General features: G+C 45.6%; 11 protein-coding genes. 3 read left to right on the top strand and 8 right to left on the bottom strand.

Features of this window, described 5'->3' with window-relative positions:
- Positions 1-508: 508 nt before the first annotated feature.
- The 7 genes from MHI51_RS28750 to fni form a co-directional block, all read right to left on the bottom strand.
- Positions 509-1,693 (bottom strand): FtsW/RodA/SpoVE family cell cycle protein, encoded by a 1,185-nt coding sequence (locus MHI51_RS28750; RefSeq protein ID WP_076276921.1) that lies wholly within the window; start codon positions 1,691-1,693, stop codon positions 509-511.
- 140 nt (positions 1,694-1,833) lie between these two features.
- Positions 1,834-2,787, bottom strand: coding sequence for a peptide chain release factor N(5)-glutamine methyltransferase (gene prmC, locus MHI51_RS28755; protein WP_405174083.1), 954 nt, complete (start codon positions 2,785-2,787; stop codon positions 1,834-1,836).
- A gap of 25 nt (positions 2,788-2,812) precedes the next feature.
- A complete protein-coding gene (gene prfA / locus MHI51_RS28760; protein ID WP_036681601.1) occupies positions 2,813-3,889 on the bottom strand; it encodes a peptide chain release factor 1 in 1,077 nt (358 codons plus the stop codon).
- 233 nt (positions 3,890-4,122) lie between these two features.
- The gene (gene ychF, locus MHI51_RS28765; protein ID WP_036681604.1) at positions 4,123-5,223 is read right to left on the bottom strand and encodes a redox-regulated ATPase YchF; all 1,101 of its coding nucleotides are present in this window, start codon (positions 5,221-5,223) and stop codon (positions 4,123-4,125) included.
- A 100-nt stretch (positions 5,224-5,323) separates the two neighbouring features.
- Positions 5,324-6,691 (bottom strand): S41 family peptidase, encoded by a 1,368-nt coding sequence (locus MHI51_RS28770; RefSeq protein ID WP_143761912.1) that lies wholly within the window; start codon positions 6,689-6,691, stop codon positions 5,324-5,326.
- 167 nt (positions 6,692-6,858) lie between these two features.
- Positions 6,859-7,329 (bottom strand): N-acetyltransferase, encoded by a 471-nt coding sequence (locus MHI51_RS28775; protein WP_232061473.1) that lies wholly within the window; start codon positions 7,327-7,329, stop codon positions 6,859-6,861.
- A 36-nt stretch (positions 7,330-7,365) separates the two neighbouring features.
- Positions 7,366-8,505, bottom strand: a complete 1,140-nt coding sequence (fni, locus tag MHI51_RS28780) for a type 2 isopentenyl-diphosphate Delta-isomerase (protein ID WP_342410255.1) — start codon at positions 8,503-8,505, stop codon at positions 7,366-7,368.
- Positions 8,506-8,789: 284 nt separating this feature from the next.
- On the opposite strand from fni, the gene MHI51_RS28785 reads away from it, so the two are divergent.
- A complete protein-coding gene (locus tag MHI51_RS28785) occupies positions 8,790-10,325 on the top strand; it encodes a phospholipase D family protein (RefSeq protein ID WP_405173429.1) in 1,536 nt (511 codons plus the stop codon).
- 51 nt (positions 10,326-10,376) lie between these two features.
- On the opposite strand, the gene cls is transcribed toward MHI51_RS28785, so the two are convergent.
- On the bottom strand, positions 10,377-11,885 hold the full coding sequence (gene cls / locus MHI51_RS28790) for a cardiolipin synthase (RefSeq protein WP_076123942.1): 1,509 nt from the start codon (positions 11,883-11,885) through the stop codon (positions 10,377-10,379).
- 226 nt (positions 11,886-12,111) lie between these two features.
- On the opposite strand from cls, the gene MHI51_RS28795 reads away from it, so the two are divergent.
- Positions 12,112-13,029 carry a TetR/AcrR family transcriptional regulator gene (locus MHI51_RS28795; protein WP_076276923.1) on the top strand — a complete coding sequence of 306 codons (918 nt, stop codon included), beginning with the start codon at positions 12,112-12,114 and terminating at the stop codon, positions 13,027-13,029.
- Positions 13,030-13,144: 115 nt separating this feature from the next.
- A complete protein-coding gene (locus MHI51_RS28800) occupies positions 13,145-16,321 on the top strand; it encodes an efflux RND transporter permease subunit (protein ID WP_076276924.1) in 3,177 nt (1,058 codons plus the stop codon).
- Positions 16,322-16,665: the final 344 nt, after the last annotated feature.

Below are 16,665 nucleotides of genomic sequence, written 5' to 3' on the forward strand. Positions count from 1 at the left end.
GCAAGCCCCTTACTCTGTTAAGGTTTCAACTCTCCTCTCTCAGGGAAAGTCGTTCCTTTCTATTGTAGAACATTCGTGAATATAATTCCAAATTTATGTAGCCAATCTATAAAATATCTTTCTATTAAAATTACACTCTGACGTGATTTTACTCTATGATCCAAACCTAACGGACTCCGCAGACTTTATTTATGGATTTATTGCTTCACGGGAACTTTTGCGGACTCCAGAGTCGTTATTACTTGCCATTTTGCAGTAAATCCAGTCTTTTTGATCAAATAACGTCTTTGCGGTCCGATACTATCCAATACGTAGTTAATATTCGAGTATAAGGGCATCTGAGTCCGAGTCAGGATACAAATACGAATACGAATTACTTCCAGCCTGCTTACCTGAAACGGCCCGTATTACGTATTACACCAATCCGACGAAGCCGTCCTCCATCAAAAAGAACCGCCAGCACCCCTATTAAACAATAAGGACCTGACGGTTCTACTTTATTTCGTGGTTACACCTGTTTGGCAGCTGCATAAGGAGTAGGTTTAGGAAAATCCTCTTCCACTTCTTGCCCGTGCAGGCGCACACTCATTACCAGCCCGATGCTGGCCATATTAATGAGCAGTGATGTACCCCCGAAGCTGATGAAAGGTAACGTAATACCAGTCAAGGGCATCAAGCCGATAAATGCGCCGATATTCTCAAAAATCTGATACAACATCATCGCGACAACACCGACAATCAGGAAAGGGCCAGCTCTATCCCTAGACTCCAGCGCAATCAGAATCATCCGGTGAATCAAAATAAAGTACAGCAGCAACACAAACGCCGAACCTACAAACCCAAATTCTTCGGCAATCTGCACAAAGATAGAATCTGAATACGTATATGGCACCCGATCCGTCTGAACGGAGCTGCCGTTCATGTAGCCTTCGCCGCTCATTCCACCTGATGCAATCGCCAGCTTGGCGTTTTTAGTATGATAAAGGGCTTTGGATGTCGCTTTGTCTGGAACAAGCCAAGGATCAAAACGTTCAATCCAGTGAGATCGTCCAATATCCGTTAGGAAGGTTTTAATTTCATCGTGATAATGGATATAACTCATAATTCCTGCAATCGCAGAACTAGCCACGATGACCAGCCCGATTAATGCATGCGTGTATTTAATATTGCCAATCCACAACAGACCCGCAAGAATCACAACGTAAGACAAGGCATTCCCAAGGTCATTTTGGGTAAGGACAATAAGGAACGGAAACAAGGTCAGAAGGCCGAGCGGTACAACATCCCGCCAGAACAGAAGCTTACTCTTATTCTTGCGGACAAGCATGGCTGCCAGAAAAAGAATTAATATCAGCTTGAACAGCTCTGCAGGCTGCAGACTCAGGCCCCCCGGCAGGGTCAACCAACCTTGCGCATTATTTTTGGTCTCGCCCAAAAAGCTGACGAGCACCAGCATCCCTATCCCAAACAAATAAATATATATCGCATATTTCACTAATATTCTGTAATCCAAAAAGGTCATTCCAATAAAAGCTACAAAACCAATAGCATAATACATCATCATACGAATATGATGTCCGTCCAGCTTCTCTCTTCCATGAGTAACGCTATATATGGCGAAGATGCTGACCACCATGAGTAATAACAGAACGACTACAATAGCACCATCAATCTTTTTAATCTTCTGAAGCACGCTCTGCCTCCCTACTCTATATCTGGGCTTTCTTTATGATCCCCTAAGAAATCCTGCTAAATTCTATTGTAAAGGAAGTCGGATTGAAAATACAATTTCTCTACTCCGGACAAAATGAACCCTCTGCATAGCAGGCAATATTATCTCGTTATGCCTAGCACATGACGCGGGATTCCAGCCAGATCATTAATGGTGATAATCTCGGTCCAATGGCCCGCTGCCGCAAGGAGTGCAGCGACTTGCTCAGCTTGACCGAAGCCAAGCTCAAAGCCGATCAGGCGCGGCGGTGCCGGGAGCAGCATCAGCTGCTCCATCATGCGGCGGTACGGGTCCAGCCCGTCCGCTCCGCCATCCAGCGCAGTGCGCGGCTCATGGTCGCGCACCTCACGCTGCAGCCCGGCGATATCCTCGCCGGGGATGTATGGCGGGTTGGAGACGAGAATATCCGTCTCCATCCCCGCGAACGGCTCGAGCAGATCGCCGAGCCGAAAGTCCACAGCTGTGCCATTGCGCAAAGCGTTGCGCTCGGCCACAGCCAGAGCCGCCGGCGAAATATCGCCGGCGCAGACCCGCCACGCCGGCGCTTCCGCCGCCAACGTGACGGAGATCGCACCGCTGCCGGCGCCGATATCGACGGCGGTCAGCGGTCTTGCGGTGCGCGCGTCCCCCGCGCCGCCTCCGTTGCGGGCCGCAGCGCCGCCCGCGCTATCCAACGCCGCTTCGCCCGGCGTTACGACGCCTTCCGGCCAAAGCTCCGCACCGTAACGTAAAATCGCCTCGACAAGCAGCTCCGTCTCCGGCCGCGGAATAAGCACGTCAGGCGACACCTCAAAAGGCCGCCCGTAAAATTCCTGCTCACCGATGATATACTGCACCGGCTCACCAGCACCCCGGCGGGTAACTCCCGCCTCAAATGCTTCCTTAACCGCAGCTGGAAAAGGATCTGCCAGCGCCATGTAATAAGCTGCGCCAGACACTCCAAGCACATGCTCCAGCAGCAATTGTGCACTGCGCTGCGGTTCATTGCAGCCGCTCCGGCTCAAAAAAGAAGAAGCCTCCGCAAAGGCTTCCCGGATGCTTTTGACTTCCGACATGACATATACGCCATCGTTCAAAGCATTATTCTCCATTATCCATATTATCCATCAAGTCAGCTTGTTCAGCGATTGAAAGGGCTGAGATAATTTCAGTGATTTCTCCGTTCATAACCTGCTCCAAACGGTGCAGTGTCAGGCCAATACGATGGTCTGTAACCCGGCTCTGCGGGAAGTTATACGTCCGAATGCGCTCACTACGGTCACCCGTACCTACTTTGCTCTTCCGTTCACCGGCATACTTCGCTTCTTCTTCCTGCCGTTTCATATCAGAGATACGGGCACGAAGCACTTGCAGCGCTTTTTCTTTATTGGAGTTCTGTGACTTACCGTCCTGACAGGTAGCAACGATGCCTGTAGGTACATGGGTTACACGTACTGCAGACTTGGTCGTATTTACAGACTGTCCGCCTGCACCACTAGAACAGAAGGTATCCACGCGAATATCTTTATCATGGATCTCGATCTCAAAAGCCTCAGCTTCCGGCATCACAGACACCGTAGAAGTAGAGGTGTGAATACGACCTCCGGATTCGGTCGCTGGGATACGTTGTACGCGATGCGCACCACTTTCGTATTTCAGCTTACTGTATGCACCACGGCCGTTAATAAGGAAGATTACCTCTTTGAATCCACCAAGATCACTCGCGTTAACATCCATTAACTCAACGCGCCATCCTTGTGCATCAGCATAACGAGTGTACATCCGGTAAAGGTCTGAAGCGAACAATGCTGCTTCATCTCCACCCGCTGCACCACGAATTTCAACGATTACGTTCTTATCATCATTCGGGTCTTTAGGCAGCAGCAATACGCGGATTCTCTCTTCCAGCTCCACTTGACGTTTGGAAAGGTCATCAATTTCCATCTTGACCATTTCTTTCATCTCATCATCAAGCTTTTCGCCTTGCATCTGCTTAGCAGCTTCAAGCTCTTCCATTACACTCTTATATTCAGTATACGCCTCAAATGCGGGCTGTAGGTCTGATTGTTCTTTGGAATAGTCCCTCAGTTTCTTACTGTCGTTTGCAACATCCGGATCACAAAGCAGTTCACTGAGCTTCTCATAGCGGTCCGCCAGGGATTGCAATCGGTCCAACAAGGGAATTCACCTCTCCTGATTCAATTTCAAATTCGCAAATATAACATCAAATTTGTACTGTCATAAAAATAGATATACGACTTTATATTATACCAAAGATATTGTGAAATGGCTACAGTTCCGTACGCACAATACCTTAATAAAAAGCTTATATTTTTAAAAAGGATCATCCCAGCAATAGAAACTCCCACTGCTCGAGATGACCCCTTTATCATTCGTACACTTAAAACTTCTTAAACGTTAAAACGGAAATGCATTACGTCGCCGTCTTGCACCAAATATTCTTTACCTTCAAGACGTAGTTGACCACGTTCCTTCGCACCGTTCATGGAACCAGCTGCCACAAGATCCGCGTAAGCCACTACTTCAGCACGGATAAATCCGCGTTCGAAATCTGTATGAATCACACCGGCAGCTCCAGGTGCTTTGGTGCCGCGGCGAATCGTCCACGCCCGAACTTCCTGAACGCCTGCTGTGAAATACGTATACAAGCCAAGCAGTTTATAAGCCGCTTTAATCAACCGGTTAAGGCCGGATTCTTCCAGTCCCAGCTCTTCCAGGAACATAGCTTTATCTTCGCCTTCAAGCTCAGCAATTTCTGCTTCCACCTTAGCACTGATCGGAACCACTTCTGCACCTTCAGTAGCTGCGAAATCACGAACTTGCTGTACATAAGGATTGTCCTCAGCACTTGCCACTTCATCTTCACTTACATTCGCCGCATACAGCACTGGCTTCAATGTTAACAAATGAAGATCACGGATAATAAGCTTCTCGTCATCAGACAATTCTATACTGCGTGCAGGTTTATCTTCGTAGAGCACTTCTTTGACGCGTTCTAGCAGTTCAACTTCTTGAGCGTATTTCTTGTCGCCGCCTTTGATATTCTTACGGGAACGCTCAATCCGCTTCTCAATGCTCTCAATATCAGCAAGAATCAGCTCCAGATTAATGGTCTGGATGTCGCTGATCGGATTTACTTTTCCATCAACGTGGGTAACGTTCTCATCTTCAAAACAACGAACCACATGCACGATAGCATCTACTTCACGGATATGGGCCAGGAACTTGTTGCCTAGTCCTTCTCCTTTACTCGCACCACGCACGAGACCAGCAATATCCACAAATTCAAAAGCAGTAGGTACGGTCTTGTTCGGCTGTACCAGCTCAGTCAGTTTATCAAGACGTTCGTCTGGAACTTCAACAACACCAACGTTAGGGTCAATGGTACAAAAAGGGTAGTTAGCGGATTCTGCTCCCGCTTGCGTTATCGCATTAAACAATGTGGATTTTCCTACGTTAGGAAGACCGACGATTCCAGCTTTCAAAGCCATTTATATGACAACTCCTATTTTCAGCTAAATTGATCATCCGAATAAGCTATACGATCTAAACCATTATATATTAGAACATATTCGCCAGCAACACCGGATGTCAAGCAGATGTGTCCGAACGCGCAAGCTCTAATACCTTTTTTATCGCCGGCTGGTCCAGTAATGGCTTAGATTTATCTGGATCAACCTCCACATCAGGCACAGTCTTTACCTCTTCATTACAACTTCCATCAGAATTCAGACCCATTTCAAAGGAAAACCTGAATACATAACCGCTATTTGGCAATGCAACAACAAGCGGATCTATCCCTAGTCCATCCCCACCTGTCCTGCCGCCTACAACCGTTGCAAACCCGGTGCCTTTTGCAAAGGCTGCAAGACCTTCCGCTGATGAATACACAGAGCTATCTACCAGCAAATAGATTTTCCCTTCAAATCCAACAGATTTATTAGGAGTTACTACATCATTTATTTTTCTATATGTCTTGAACATCTTTAAAGCCTCAGATGGCAGATTAGGCAGTTGCTCATCTTTGATGCCGGAAATAGGTTGTTGCCCGGCTGTGATCTGACGTGCCTGCATAAAAGTCTCCGCATATTTGCCTCTTGTATAAAGGAAGTATGTATTATATTCGATAGGTTTATTAATCAACAGAGGAACAATATGAATTCTCCAATAATTACTGTTTCCTCCCCCATTTCCACGGATATCTAATATTAAGGTCTTATAGTCCTTTACCTCTATTAAAAAATCATGGATCTCGGAGCTGTCCATCTCCATGAGACTCCCGTCAAAGCTTTGCATGCCGAGATAAGCGATTCGATCGGGCTCTATAATGACTTTTTTTACATTCCCAGAAGTCTTTTTTGTTACATCTCCTACTCCATCTCCACCATTATGTATATCGTTATTGAGTTCATTAGAGTTTTGCTGCTCCGTTAAAGGTTTCTGGTTGTAACGGGCCAATACGTTAGGCTGTTGAACCACGTCGATCCAAGGTTCATAACCAAAACCTGCCTGAACATAGGTATGTAGGTACCAAGGATATTCCTCCTTGGATATAAAATTCGTATGCCCATTGTTTAATCTGCTAAGGACAAATCTCATTCGTCTCAAAAACTCATCATCCGATTTCACGGCTGCTATTTTATTGCGGTATTCCTCTTTTTTAGCAAGCCAATCCTCTCCATTGAGACGTTTATTCACCTCTAGGAAAGGATAGTTCTCCTCAATAATCTTCCACATGTAATCAAAATCTTCTAGCCTTTTTTCCACTGTCAATGAAGGCAACGCTACTTTCGATTGTTCTTCAACTACAGCTGAAGAGGCTAGCGGTGCAACCGGACTTGCCTGAACTTGCTCAGACTCAGATTTCTTCTTTCCTGGTAAATTGCCACTGTTGCAGCTAACCAGTAATAGTAATACTACTGCGGAAACAACCACCCACGATACAGTCCTTGGCCTCACCTTAATCCCCCCTTTTCTCTCTTTATGACTTAATCCATTTTCAGGAATTTATTTTTTAATCATATTTTCCTAATCATCCTAAATCAAATATATTTATCACAATTATTTACATAATAATTCAGTAGAACAACAAAAAAAGACCTCTTTCGAGGTCCTCACCTTATGGACTATAGATCTTTAGACATCGTGATGTCAGTTACGATATACCCCATTTTTTTGTATAGCTCAAATGCACGATTGTTCTGGCCGAAGACGTGCAACCCGATTTTGGTAACATTCATCTCCCGGGCTTCTTCATCGAGTGCGATCATAGCCTGCTTGCCATAACCCTTACTCTGGAACGGTTCAAAAACATAAAAATCATAAATGAAAGCCTCGCGGCCACCACGGCCTTCACTTACGTTAAACCAGATATAACCCACCTGTTCATCACTGCTTATTTCTACTATGGAATATAGATAAGCACCATCTGTGTGCAGCCCTTTTGGCAAAGAGCGTGTTATAGCTTCCTCAGACAGCTTCATCGCGATCTCTGGATCCCAAGCACCGGCGCTGATCTTATCTTCCGCATAATCCCGGGTAGCTTGACCTAAGAAAAATTGAAAGGCCGACTCATCCATATGGATCAGTTTAATCATAATCTTACTCACTTCCTCGCTTCAATATTTACCATCCTATTTACGTATTAAACGGGAAGTTCCACGTAAAGTTGCTAAATCTGGAGCGCCAATACCAAACATTGCTATTTTTAGCTCCAGTTCTACCTGTGCTAATGCAGCATCCAGCGCCTCTTCAGAATCGACAGCCGGCCCTAACAGATTGCGGCCAAAGCCTGCCAGATCAGCTCCAAGTGCCAATGCTTTCGCTGCATCCACGCCATGTTTCAGTCCGCCGCTGCCAATCAAAGCGCCCTGCGGAGAAACTGCACGCACCTCTGTGATACAATCAGCTGTTGGAGTGCCCCAATCCGCGAAAACCTCCGCCGCTGCCCGCCGTATAGGATCTACACTGCGGAACTTCTCCACCTGACTCCAGGATGTCCCGCCTGCACCCGCAACATCAATAAAAGCCGCTCCTGCATTATAAAGACGTGCAGCTGCATCTCCATCAATGCCCCAGCCTACTTCTTTCACACCTACAGGGACTTCAAGTGCCCGGCATACCTTCTCTATCTGCGATAGCAAAGAGGCAAAACCAGTGTTCCCTTCCGGTTGAAAGACCTCTTGCAGGCCATTCAGATGTAGTACAAGAAAATCAGCACCTGCGATATCCACAGCCCGGCGACATTCCTCAATCCCAAAACCATAGGACAGCTGTACAGCACCAATATTGGCGATAACCGGAATATCAGGCGCTTGATCCCGCACATAAAAGGTTGCCGTAAGCTCAGAACGCTCCACTGCCGCCCGAACCGAACCTACACCCAGCGCCCAACCCCGACGCTGCGCAGCTGCGGCTAACCGGGCATTAATCGCTCCTGTAGCTGCACTGCCACCTGTCATCGAGCTGATGAGCAGCGGCGTACGCAGCTTACGATCCAAAAACGTAGTCTGCAATGATATATCGTCGAAATTCAGCTCTGGCAGAGCATTATGCTGAAATCTGTAATGTTCAAACCCTGTAGTCACACCGACGCCACCTACTTCCTCATTTAGGCAAAGGCGTACATGTTCAATTTTGCGTTCGCCTGTCTTCGATGTAGGCAATAAAGATCTTTTGTCAGAAGCCTCTGCAGCCGGTAGGTCCTTGCCATGATCTGCGCCAGACTGCCTAGTCGCATCATATGGCACGGCCTCTTCTGGCGTATGATTCATGCTGCGTTCCTCCTATTTCCAAACTCGATTTATTATAACATATCCCTACAGATGAATTTACAATATGAGGTTAGCGATTACAATTCTCCGGTTTCGTAATCATTAATTTCATAAACATCGTACTAATCGCTCAAACTCATTATAGCTAGCCGAATGTTATTTCATTACTGTTAAGGATATTTGGGCTGCTTCATTTCGCTCCACTAGGTGTTAATAGGTTGGTAATACACCGGAGCATAACAATCACAAGGAAGTGCTCTGCAATAATTTCAGGAGGAACTTCCATGAATTCAGATCGTCAGCAACCCGTTCACCCCTATAAACCTAAAGAAATAAACTACACTCCCGGTTTAACTACGAAGAAACGTTCCGGTACACGCCGCCGTACACGGGTGTTATGGGCTTTCGTCATTCTAATCCTCTGGTTAACCGGCGTAATGATTTATCAGACACACAAATCTCTACCCAGCGGCATTTCCTATGAAAGCCCTATATACAAAACGAATCATGTATCCTTCTGGCACGACCTGACCTATTCGGACGGTACAGCCACGGGCACTCAAGAGAGTCAGATTCTTTCGAGGATTCTACAAATTATCGAGGAGTCCAAAGAATTTTTGGTGATTGACCTCTTTCTTTTCAATGATTATACCCATAAAGATCAGTCCTTTCCTCCGGTCAGCCGAATGTTGACGGACAAGCTTATTTTACAAAAAACAACTTATCCTAAGATGGAGATCGTCTTCATTACAGATGAGGTTAATACCAATTACAACTCTGCACCCAATCATCTTCTGGAAGAATTGAAGGCTGCGGGGATTAAAGTGATTTTGACCGATGTAAATGCTCTACGCGATTCTACGCCTGCTTATTCCGCTGTCTGGCGTACCTTTATTCAATGGTTCGGACAGTCGGGCGAAGGCCGGATTCCCAATCTTATGGCCAGCGGAGGACCGGATATTACCGCACGTTCTTATTTGAAGCTACTTAATGTGAAGGCTAACCACCGTAAGGTGGTTGTTAGTGAGAATACCGCTCTAGTCTCCTCAGGAAATATCCATGATGCCAGCGCCTATCATTCCAATATCGCTCTGGAAGTACAAGGCCCAATTATTGCTGATATTCTCCAGACGGAACAAGCCGCGGCCAATCTTTCGGATGCAGGGCCACTACTCACTTATGAGCCAGACTTCACCAAGGAGAAGGATCAGCACTCTGAAGAATCTATGGAGGTCCGCTATTTAACGGAAGGAAAGATATATAAATATGCACGGCAAGCCCTCCAATCTGCGCAGAAGGGTGACACCATTTGGATGGGTATGTTCTACCTTGCCGATGATGCCATTCTCGATGAATTGGTAGAGGCTACCGGACGAGGCGCTACGGTAAAATTGATACTGGACCCCAATCAGAACGCCTTCGGCCGTGATAAAATCGGCATTCCTAACCGTCCAGTTGCCATGAACTTGAACAAGCGTACAAACGGAGAGATCTCTATTCGCTGGTACAATACGACCAAAGAGCAATATCATCCAAAGTTGCTCTTCATTGCCAAACAGACTGGAAGTTCCATCATACTTGGCGGTTCCACCAATTTTACGACACGCAATCTGGATGACTACAACCTGGAGAATAATCTGTGGGTATCTGTAAAACAAGACCAGCCTCTTTATGCCGAGATGGAAACCTACTTCAATCGACTGTGGAATAACGAGGACCATGAGTATACTCTGCCTCTTGAGGCTTATCAGGGCGAAGTGACTTGGTTCAAGTACATTCTGTTCCGGTTGCAGACCACCTTGGGTTTAACCACTTTTTAAAGCAAAAACCACCGCAGATGAGGCATAACACCCTCTGCGGTGGTTTTTGGGTTATAGTAACGGTGACATAAGCCGAGCAGCAGATTCCAGTATACGGATCACCATACGCTTATTCATAAATTCCTCATGCTCAATTAAGCTGGTAGATAATAAATCCCGTTCAAAATCAGCAACAATACGAGCAACGCTCTCCGTCTGAATCAGTAGTGCATTCACTTCAAAGTTAAGGTGGAAGCTGCGCATATCCATATTGGCCGTGCCAATGGTCGCTATTTCACCATCAACGATAAGCAGCTTCGAGTGGATAAATCCCTTTTCATATTCATAAATCTTCACGCCAGCTTCCAGCAACGCCGGAAAATAAGAGTGTGAAGCCAGAAACGGAATCCATTTATCCGGCTTAGCCGGGAATAACAATCGCACATCTAAACCAGAAACAGCAGCTACACGCAGTGCAGTTAAGATGTCCTCATCAGGAATAAAATATGGACTGGCAATCCACACCGATTTCTCGGCAGAAGTGATCATGGAGAAGAAAATGTTTTTGAGCGCACGACGTTCGTTATCCGGCCCACTAGCAATAATCTGTACGGCACCATCACCTGTCATAAAGCGAAGCTGCGGAGTGAGATAGTCTTGCTCCAGTATTTTTTCACCCGTAGTGTGCATCCAATCTTGCAGAAAAATAATTTGCATCGTCCGTACCGCTTCGCCTCTAACCAACATATGTGTGTCACGCCAAAACCCATAAGTCTTACTGCGGCTTAAATATTCATCGCCTACATTGAGACCCCCCATGAATCCGACATCACCGTCGATCACAACAATCTTACGGTGATTCCGGTAATTCACACGGCTGGAAAAAAAGGATGTTGAATTTCCGTACGAAGCCACCTGAACCCCGGCATCACTCATTTCCTTCAAAAAAGCTTTGGAAAGCTGAAAACTGCCAACGGCATCATACATAAATCTGACTGCAACACCGGCGCGAGCTTTATCGATCAGAATTTGTTTAATGCGTGTTCCAATGTGGTCCGCCCGGAAGATGTAATACTCCATATGAATGTGATGTTTAGCTTGACGGAGCTCCAACAATAACGTACCAAACGTCTCTTCACCATTAGTGAGGATACGTGTTTCTGATGCAAAGGAAATAGGAGTACGTGCTAAAGTTTTGGATAACAGCAGCAGTTTTTGGCGCGAGGGATCAAAGACTGACCAATCTTGGTGCGTACGTAAAGCGTCATTCTCAATTCTTTCGTAGGCCATAAGGTCTCTTTGTGCCTTTTTATCATATTTACGGCGTTTGAACACATTTTGCCCAAATAGAAAATAGAAGACCAGTCCCAGCACCGGGATCAACGCAAGCAATAAGATCCATGACATTGTTGTAGAAGGATTACGGTTCTCCATAAAAATAGCCAAGCTAATCGAAATGACTGTCAGAGTGGAGAAGATACTAATAATCGTTCCCGCAGTACTCCCAAAAATGCCGAAACCAAAATAATAAAATGCTATGAATGCCCCAATGATAATTATAGATTGAAGTCCTCTTCTCATACTCTACCTACCTTCTTATTCATACAAGCAACACGAAATTGACACATTTTATATATTACATGAAGAACACATTTCTTCCTAGCAAATTACTGTTTAAAGTCTATTTACGACAAAACTGTAACCCTTCTGTTCCGATATTTGTAATGCCTGGTTGTATAGAATATAATTATTCTGACCAACTAGTCAATTATAGAACCGGGTAGTCAGAAAGGAGGTTAATCCTTTAATGAATGATAAAACTGTTGATAAGCAGGAGCAGATTATTAAGATTGCTATGCAGTTATTCGCTGTAAAAGGCTCCTCGTCCACATCCATGCAAGAGATAGCTGAATTATGCGGGATTTCGAAGGGCAGTTTATATCTGGTATTTAAATCAAAAGAAGAACTGGAGCGCAGTATCTTCCTTTATTGTTATCGGATGATTCGGGACCCCTTGTTACGTGAAGAACAGGAAACCCGACGAACACCACGTGAGAAGCTTAGGAATCAGATAGAAATTCTGCTAAGTCATGTGTACGAATTACGTGAGTTCTTGCAGCGTCAAATTCAGGAGGTTGCGGGCAAAGGATTTGATACTGAAGTCCCGGACTGGCTGCGTAGAAACAACGCTTCCTTCTTAAGATGGTTCCAGGTGAAAATGGAGTTGCTCTACGGAAAAGACGTCGTTCCCTATACCGGAGATTTATGTATGATCGGACATGGTCTCATCAAATCTTATATTGCGGTTATTTTTCGTAAGGATACGCAGGTACCTATTGCCGATATGGCAGATCATCTAATGAATTTAATGGATATGATCGTGTCTGGCTTGCTTACTAGTAAACAGGCTCCGCTAATCAACTCTGCTACTTTAGCAAACTGGATGGCGGAGAATGAGGAGAACAAACGAAAAAATCCATTACAGCTCATTAAAGAAATGAAGACTGCGATCAGTAAACTAGATAGTATAGCATCCGAAGAAGCAGCCGATCTGCTGGAATCGCTCAACATTCTGGAAGGTGAAGTCCTTATCCCTCACCCGCGAAAAGCAATCATTCAGGGGATGCTGTCCAACCTCCAATCCTGCTCTGAGCTCACAGCAGAATTGGAAGAGCTGAGGAAGCTAATTGCCTCAATTCCGCACAATTCATGTGTATTTCGTTAATTGACTCTAAGAAGAGTTCGGTAGAGAGAAAGTCATGGATAGTGAGTATTATGATTTTTTATAATGGCGCCTTATTTCGTAAAGAAAAGGGCCGAGAGGAGCAGAAACGAAACTTATGAAAAGCTTAATTAATTTCTCGCTCAGGAACAAATTTGCCATTTGGCTTCTGACGATAATTATTGTGTTTGCCGGTTTATATAGCGGACTGACGATGAAGCAAGAAACCTTGCCTAATATTAGTATACCCTATCTTAGCGTAACAACCATTTATCCGGGGGCCGCACCAGAAGGCGTCGTTAATGATGTCAGCAAACCGTTGGAGCAAAAGCTCCGCAATGTGGATGGTGTAAAGACGATCACCTCCACTTCTCTGGAGAATGCCTCCAGTATCCAAATTGAATTCGATTATGGAACAAATCTGGATAATGCTACAGCAGCAGTGCGCGAATCATTAAATGAAGTCTCATTACCTGACAATGTGCAGAAGCCTTCCATTTCCCGCTTTAGTCTTAGCTCAATGCCTGTTGTCTCCCTCAGTCTTTCTAACGGGGATACCCAGGATCTTGAGGAACTGACCCGCATTGCTGAGAACGATATTCGCCCGGCCCTAGAGGATGTTGAGGGTGTCGCTTCTATTCAAATCTCTGGTCAATACGTCAAAGAAGTATCACTTAAATTCAATCAAGATAAGCTCAGCCAATATGGACTGACCGAAGATACCGTTAAAGGTATCATTCAAGGCTCTTCCCTCCGTGTTCCACTCGGATTGTTCGAAATGGACAAAGCTCAAAAGGCAGTTGTCGTGGACGGCAACATCACTACCGTTGAGGATCTTAAAAATGTAACCATTCCGGTAATGCCAACTGGCGCTAACGCTGCTGGTGCTACTGGAGCTACTGGAGCTGCCGGCATTGATGCTGGTGCTGCTAACGGAGCTGCTGGCGCAGGCGCTGGAAATGTAGCTCCTGGCGGAGCTGCAAGTATGGGACTTCCAACCGTGAAGCTGGGAGAGCTGGCCACGATTGAAGTTGTGGGCAATTCTGAATCCATCTCCCGTACAAATGGTAAAGAATCGATCGGTATTCAGATTGTCAAAGCCAATGATGCCAACACTGTTGATGTTGTAAATGGCGTTAAAGACAAAACTGAAGAATTAAAAGCACAATATAAAGGCATTGACCTTACTGTTCTACTTGACCAAGGTAAGCCCATTGAGGACTCCGTAAATACGATGTTGTCCAAAGCGGTATTTGGTGCCTTATTCGCAGTAATTATCATTTTGGTGTTCCTGCGGAATATTCGTTCGACGATTATTTCCATCATCTCTATTCCATTATCCCTGCTGATCGCAGTGCTGTGTCTGCGGCAGATGGACATTACGCTTAATATGATGACACTGGGAGCGATGACGGTCGCGATCGGGCGGGTAGTCGATGACTCGATTGTAGTCATAGAGAACATATATCGACGACTCTCCTTATCTGGTGAGAAGCTGAAGGGCAGAGAATTAATCAGTGCGGCCACACGTGAAATGTTCGTGCCTATCATGTCCTCTACAATTGTAACCATCGCGGTGTTCTTACCACTTGCTTTGGTTAGTGGTATGGTTGGTGAGCTGTTCTTGCCTTTCGCTCTAACCATGGTCTTCGCCCTGCTCGCTTCATTAGTAGTTGCGATTACCCTAGTTCCTGCAATGGCTCACTCGTTGTTCCGTAATGGATTGAAAGGTAAAAAAACTCACAGCGAGAAACCAGACAAACTATCTGCTGGCTATCAAAAGATTCTGAACTGGTGTCTTTCTCATAAGCTCGTTACTTTTGGAGTTGCCGTTCTTCTCCTTGCAGGCAGCTTGTTCTTAATCAAACCTATTGGTGTAAGCTTTATGCCATCCCAAGAGGATAAAACCGTAATGCTTACTTATTCACCAAAGGCTGGACAACGGATTGAGGAAGTTCAAGAGCAAGGTCTGAAAGCTGAAAAATACATTTTAGCGCAGAAGCATATAGACAAAATGCAATATTCCATTGGCGGCGGAAGCCCGATGGGTATGGGTGGATCCAGCAATTCAGGACTATTTTTCATCGTTTATGATAGTGACACTCCTGATTTTGAAGCTGTTAAAGAGAAGCTTATTGAAGGTTTGACCGCAGAAGTGCCAGATGGTGTATGGGGTGACATGTCCGCTCTGATGAGTGGAGGCATGGGTGGAAGCACTCTGACCGTGAATGTATTCGGAGATGAACTGGATCAGCTGAAGCCAGTCGCGGATGAGATTGCCTCAATCGTACAGGCTGACACCACTAATTTCAAAGACGCAGAAACAAGTCTCAAGGAAGCTTACGATCAATATACGATTGTAGCGGATCAACAGAAGCTTAGCTCCCTTGGACTTACAGCCGGACAAATTGCGATGAAGCTGAGTCCAGCAGGCACACGTCCAGTGCTCACAGAAGTAGAATTGGACGGCAAGAACTACAAAGTCTATATCGAAACAGATAAAGAAACGTATAAGAGCATTAAAGAAATGGAAGAGGCTACTTTGACTTCCCCACTAGGCATCTCCGTGCCAATCGGGCAAGTCGCTAAAATTGAAAATGGCTCCTCCCCTGACTCGATTACTCGTATGGACGGTAAAATGAAGGTAGATGTTACTGCCGAAATTATTTCGAGTGACGTGAATAGCGCTTCGAACAGCGTGAAAGAAAAAATAGACGCTATGGAATTGCCTGATGGTGTAACTGTTTCCTTCGGCGGTGTAACCGAGCAGATCAATGATACGTTTGGTCAATTAGGAATTGCTATGGCGGCTGCTATTGCCATCGTATACTTCGTGCTTGTGGTTACATTTGGCGGTGGATTAGCACCATTCGCTATCCTGTTCTCACTTCCTTTCACAGTGATCGGGGTACTCGTTGCCCTTCTGATCGCTGGGGAAACCTTAAACGTGTCCTCGCTCATGGGTGCGCTGATGTTGATTGGTATCGTAGTAACGAATGCGATTGTCCTTATCGACCGCGTTATTCATAAGGAAAAAGAAGGCCTCACTACGCGTCAAGCCTTGCTTGAAGCAGGTGGCACACGTTTACGTCCAATCCTGATGACTGCACTTGCAACGATTGGTGCATTGCTGCCATTGGTTACTGGACTTGAAAACAGTGCTGGAATTATCTCTAAGGGGCTCGGTGTGACCGTAATCGGTGGTTTGGTCAGTTCCACGCTGCTGACACTTGTAGTAGTACCAGTCGTGTATGAATTCCTGATGAAATTCCGCAGCAAAAAGGTAATTGATTAGAACTATGATGTGAACAAGTAAATAGGCTCAAACGAGAGGCTGTCTCCAAAGTAGTGAATTCTACTTATGAGGCAGCTTCTTTTTTTTTAGTAAAAGGCTGCACAGCGGATTCTTGCCTTAGCCAATAGACTGTGTGCTGTGCCAATTGTTCAACGCCATTAGGTTGGGTGGTGAGTAGGGAGAGTTGAGCGGTGAAAAATACGTGATGAGTGATAGCTGATGTGCAGTGGGCGCTGGATGATATACAATGTGCGGTGAACCATGTGCGATTTATGGTGGGCGTTTGCGATATGCGGTATACGGCGGGTGATCTGCGTTGGTCGTTTGGACGGCGTACATTTGTG

The organism is Paenibacillus sp. FSL H8-0260, assembly GCF_045040625.1.
Lineage (GTDB): Bacteria > Bacillota > Bacilli > Paenibacillales > Paenibacillaceae > Paenibacillus_AQ > Paenibacillus_AQ odorifer.

What these genes read in the sequence shown, in the direction of transcription:
- prmC (WP_405174083.1), bottom strand. Translation starts at nt 2,787, where the DNA reads ATGTCGGAAGTCAAAAGCATCCGGGAAGCCTTTGCGGAGGCTTCTTCT.
- ychF (WP_036681604.1), bottom strand. Translation starts at nt 5,223, where the DNA reads ATGGCTTTGAAAGCTGGAATCGTCGGTCTTCCTAACGTAGGAAAATCC.
- MHI51_RS28775 (WP_232061473.1), bottom strand. Translation starts at nt 7,329, where the DNA reads ATGATTAAACTGATCCATATGGATGAGTCGGCCTTTCAATTTTTCTTA.
- fni (WP_342410255.1), bottom strand. Translation starts at nt 8,505, where the DNA reads ATGAATCATACGCCAGAAGAGGCCGTGCCATATGATGCGACTAGGCAG.
- MHI51_RS28785 (WP_405173429.1), top strand. Translation starts at nt 8,790, where the DNA reads ATGAATTCAGATCGTCAGCAACCCGTTCACCCCTATAAACCTAAAGAA.
- cls (WP_076123942.1), bottom strand. Translation starts at nt 11,885, where the DNA reads ATGAGAAGAGGACTTCAATCTATAATTATCATTGGGGCATTCATAGCA.
- MHI51_RS28795 (WP_076276923.1), top strand. Translation starts at nt 12,112, where the DNA reads ATGAATGATAAAACTGTTGATAAGCAGGAGCAGATTATTAAGATTGCT.
- MHI51_RS28800 (WP_076276924.1), top strand. Translation starts at nt 13,145, where the DNA reads ATGAAAAGCTTAATTAATTTCTCGCTCAGGAACAAATTTGCCATTTGG.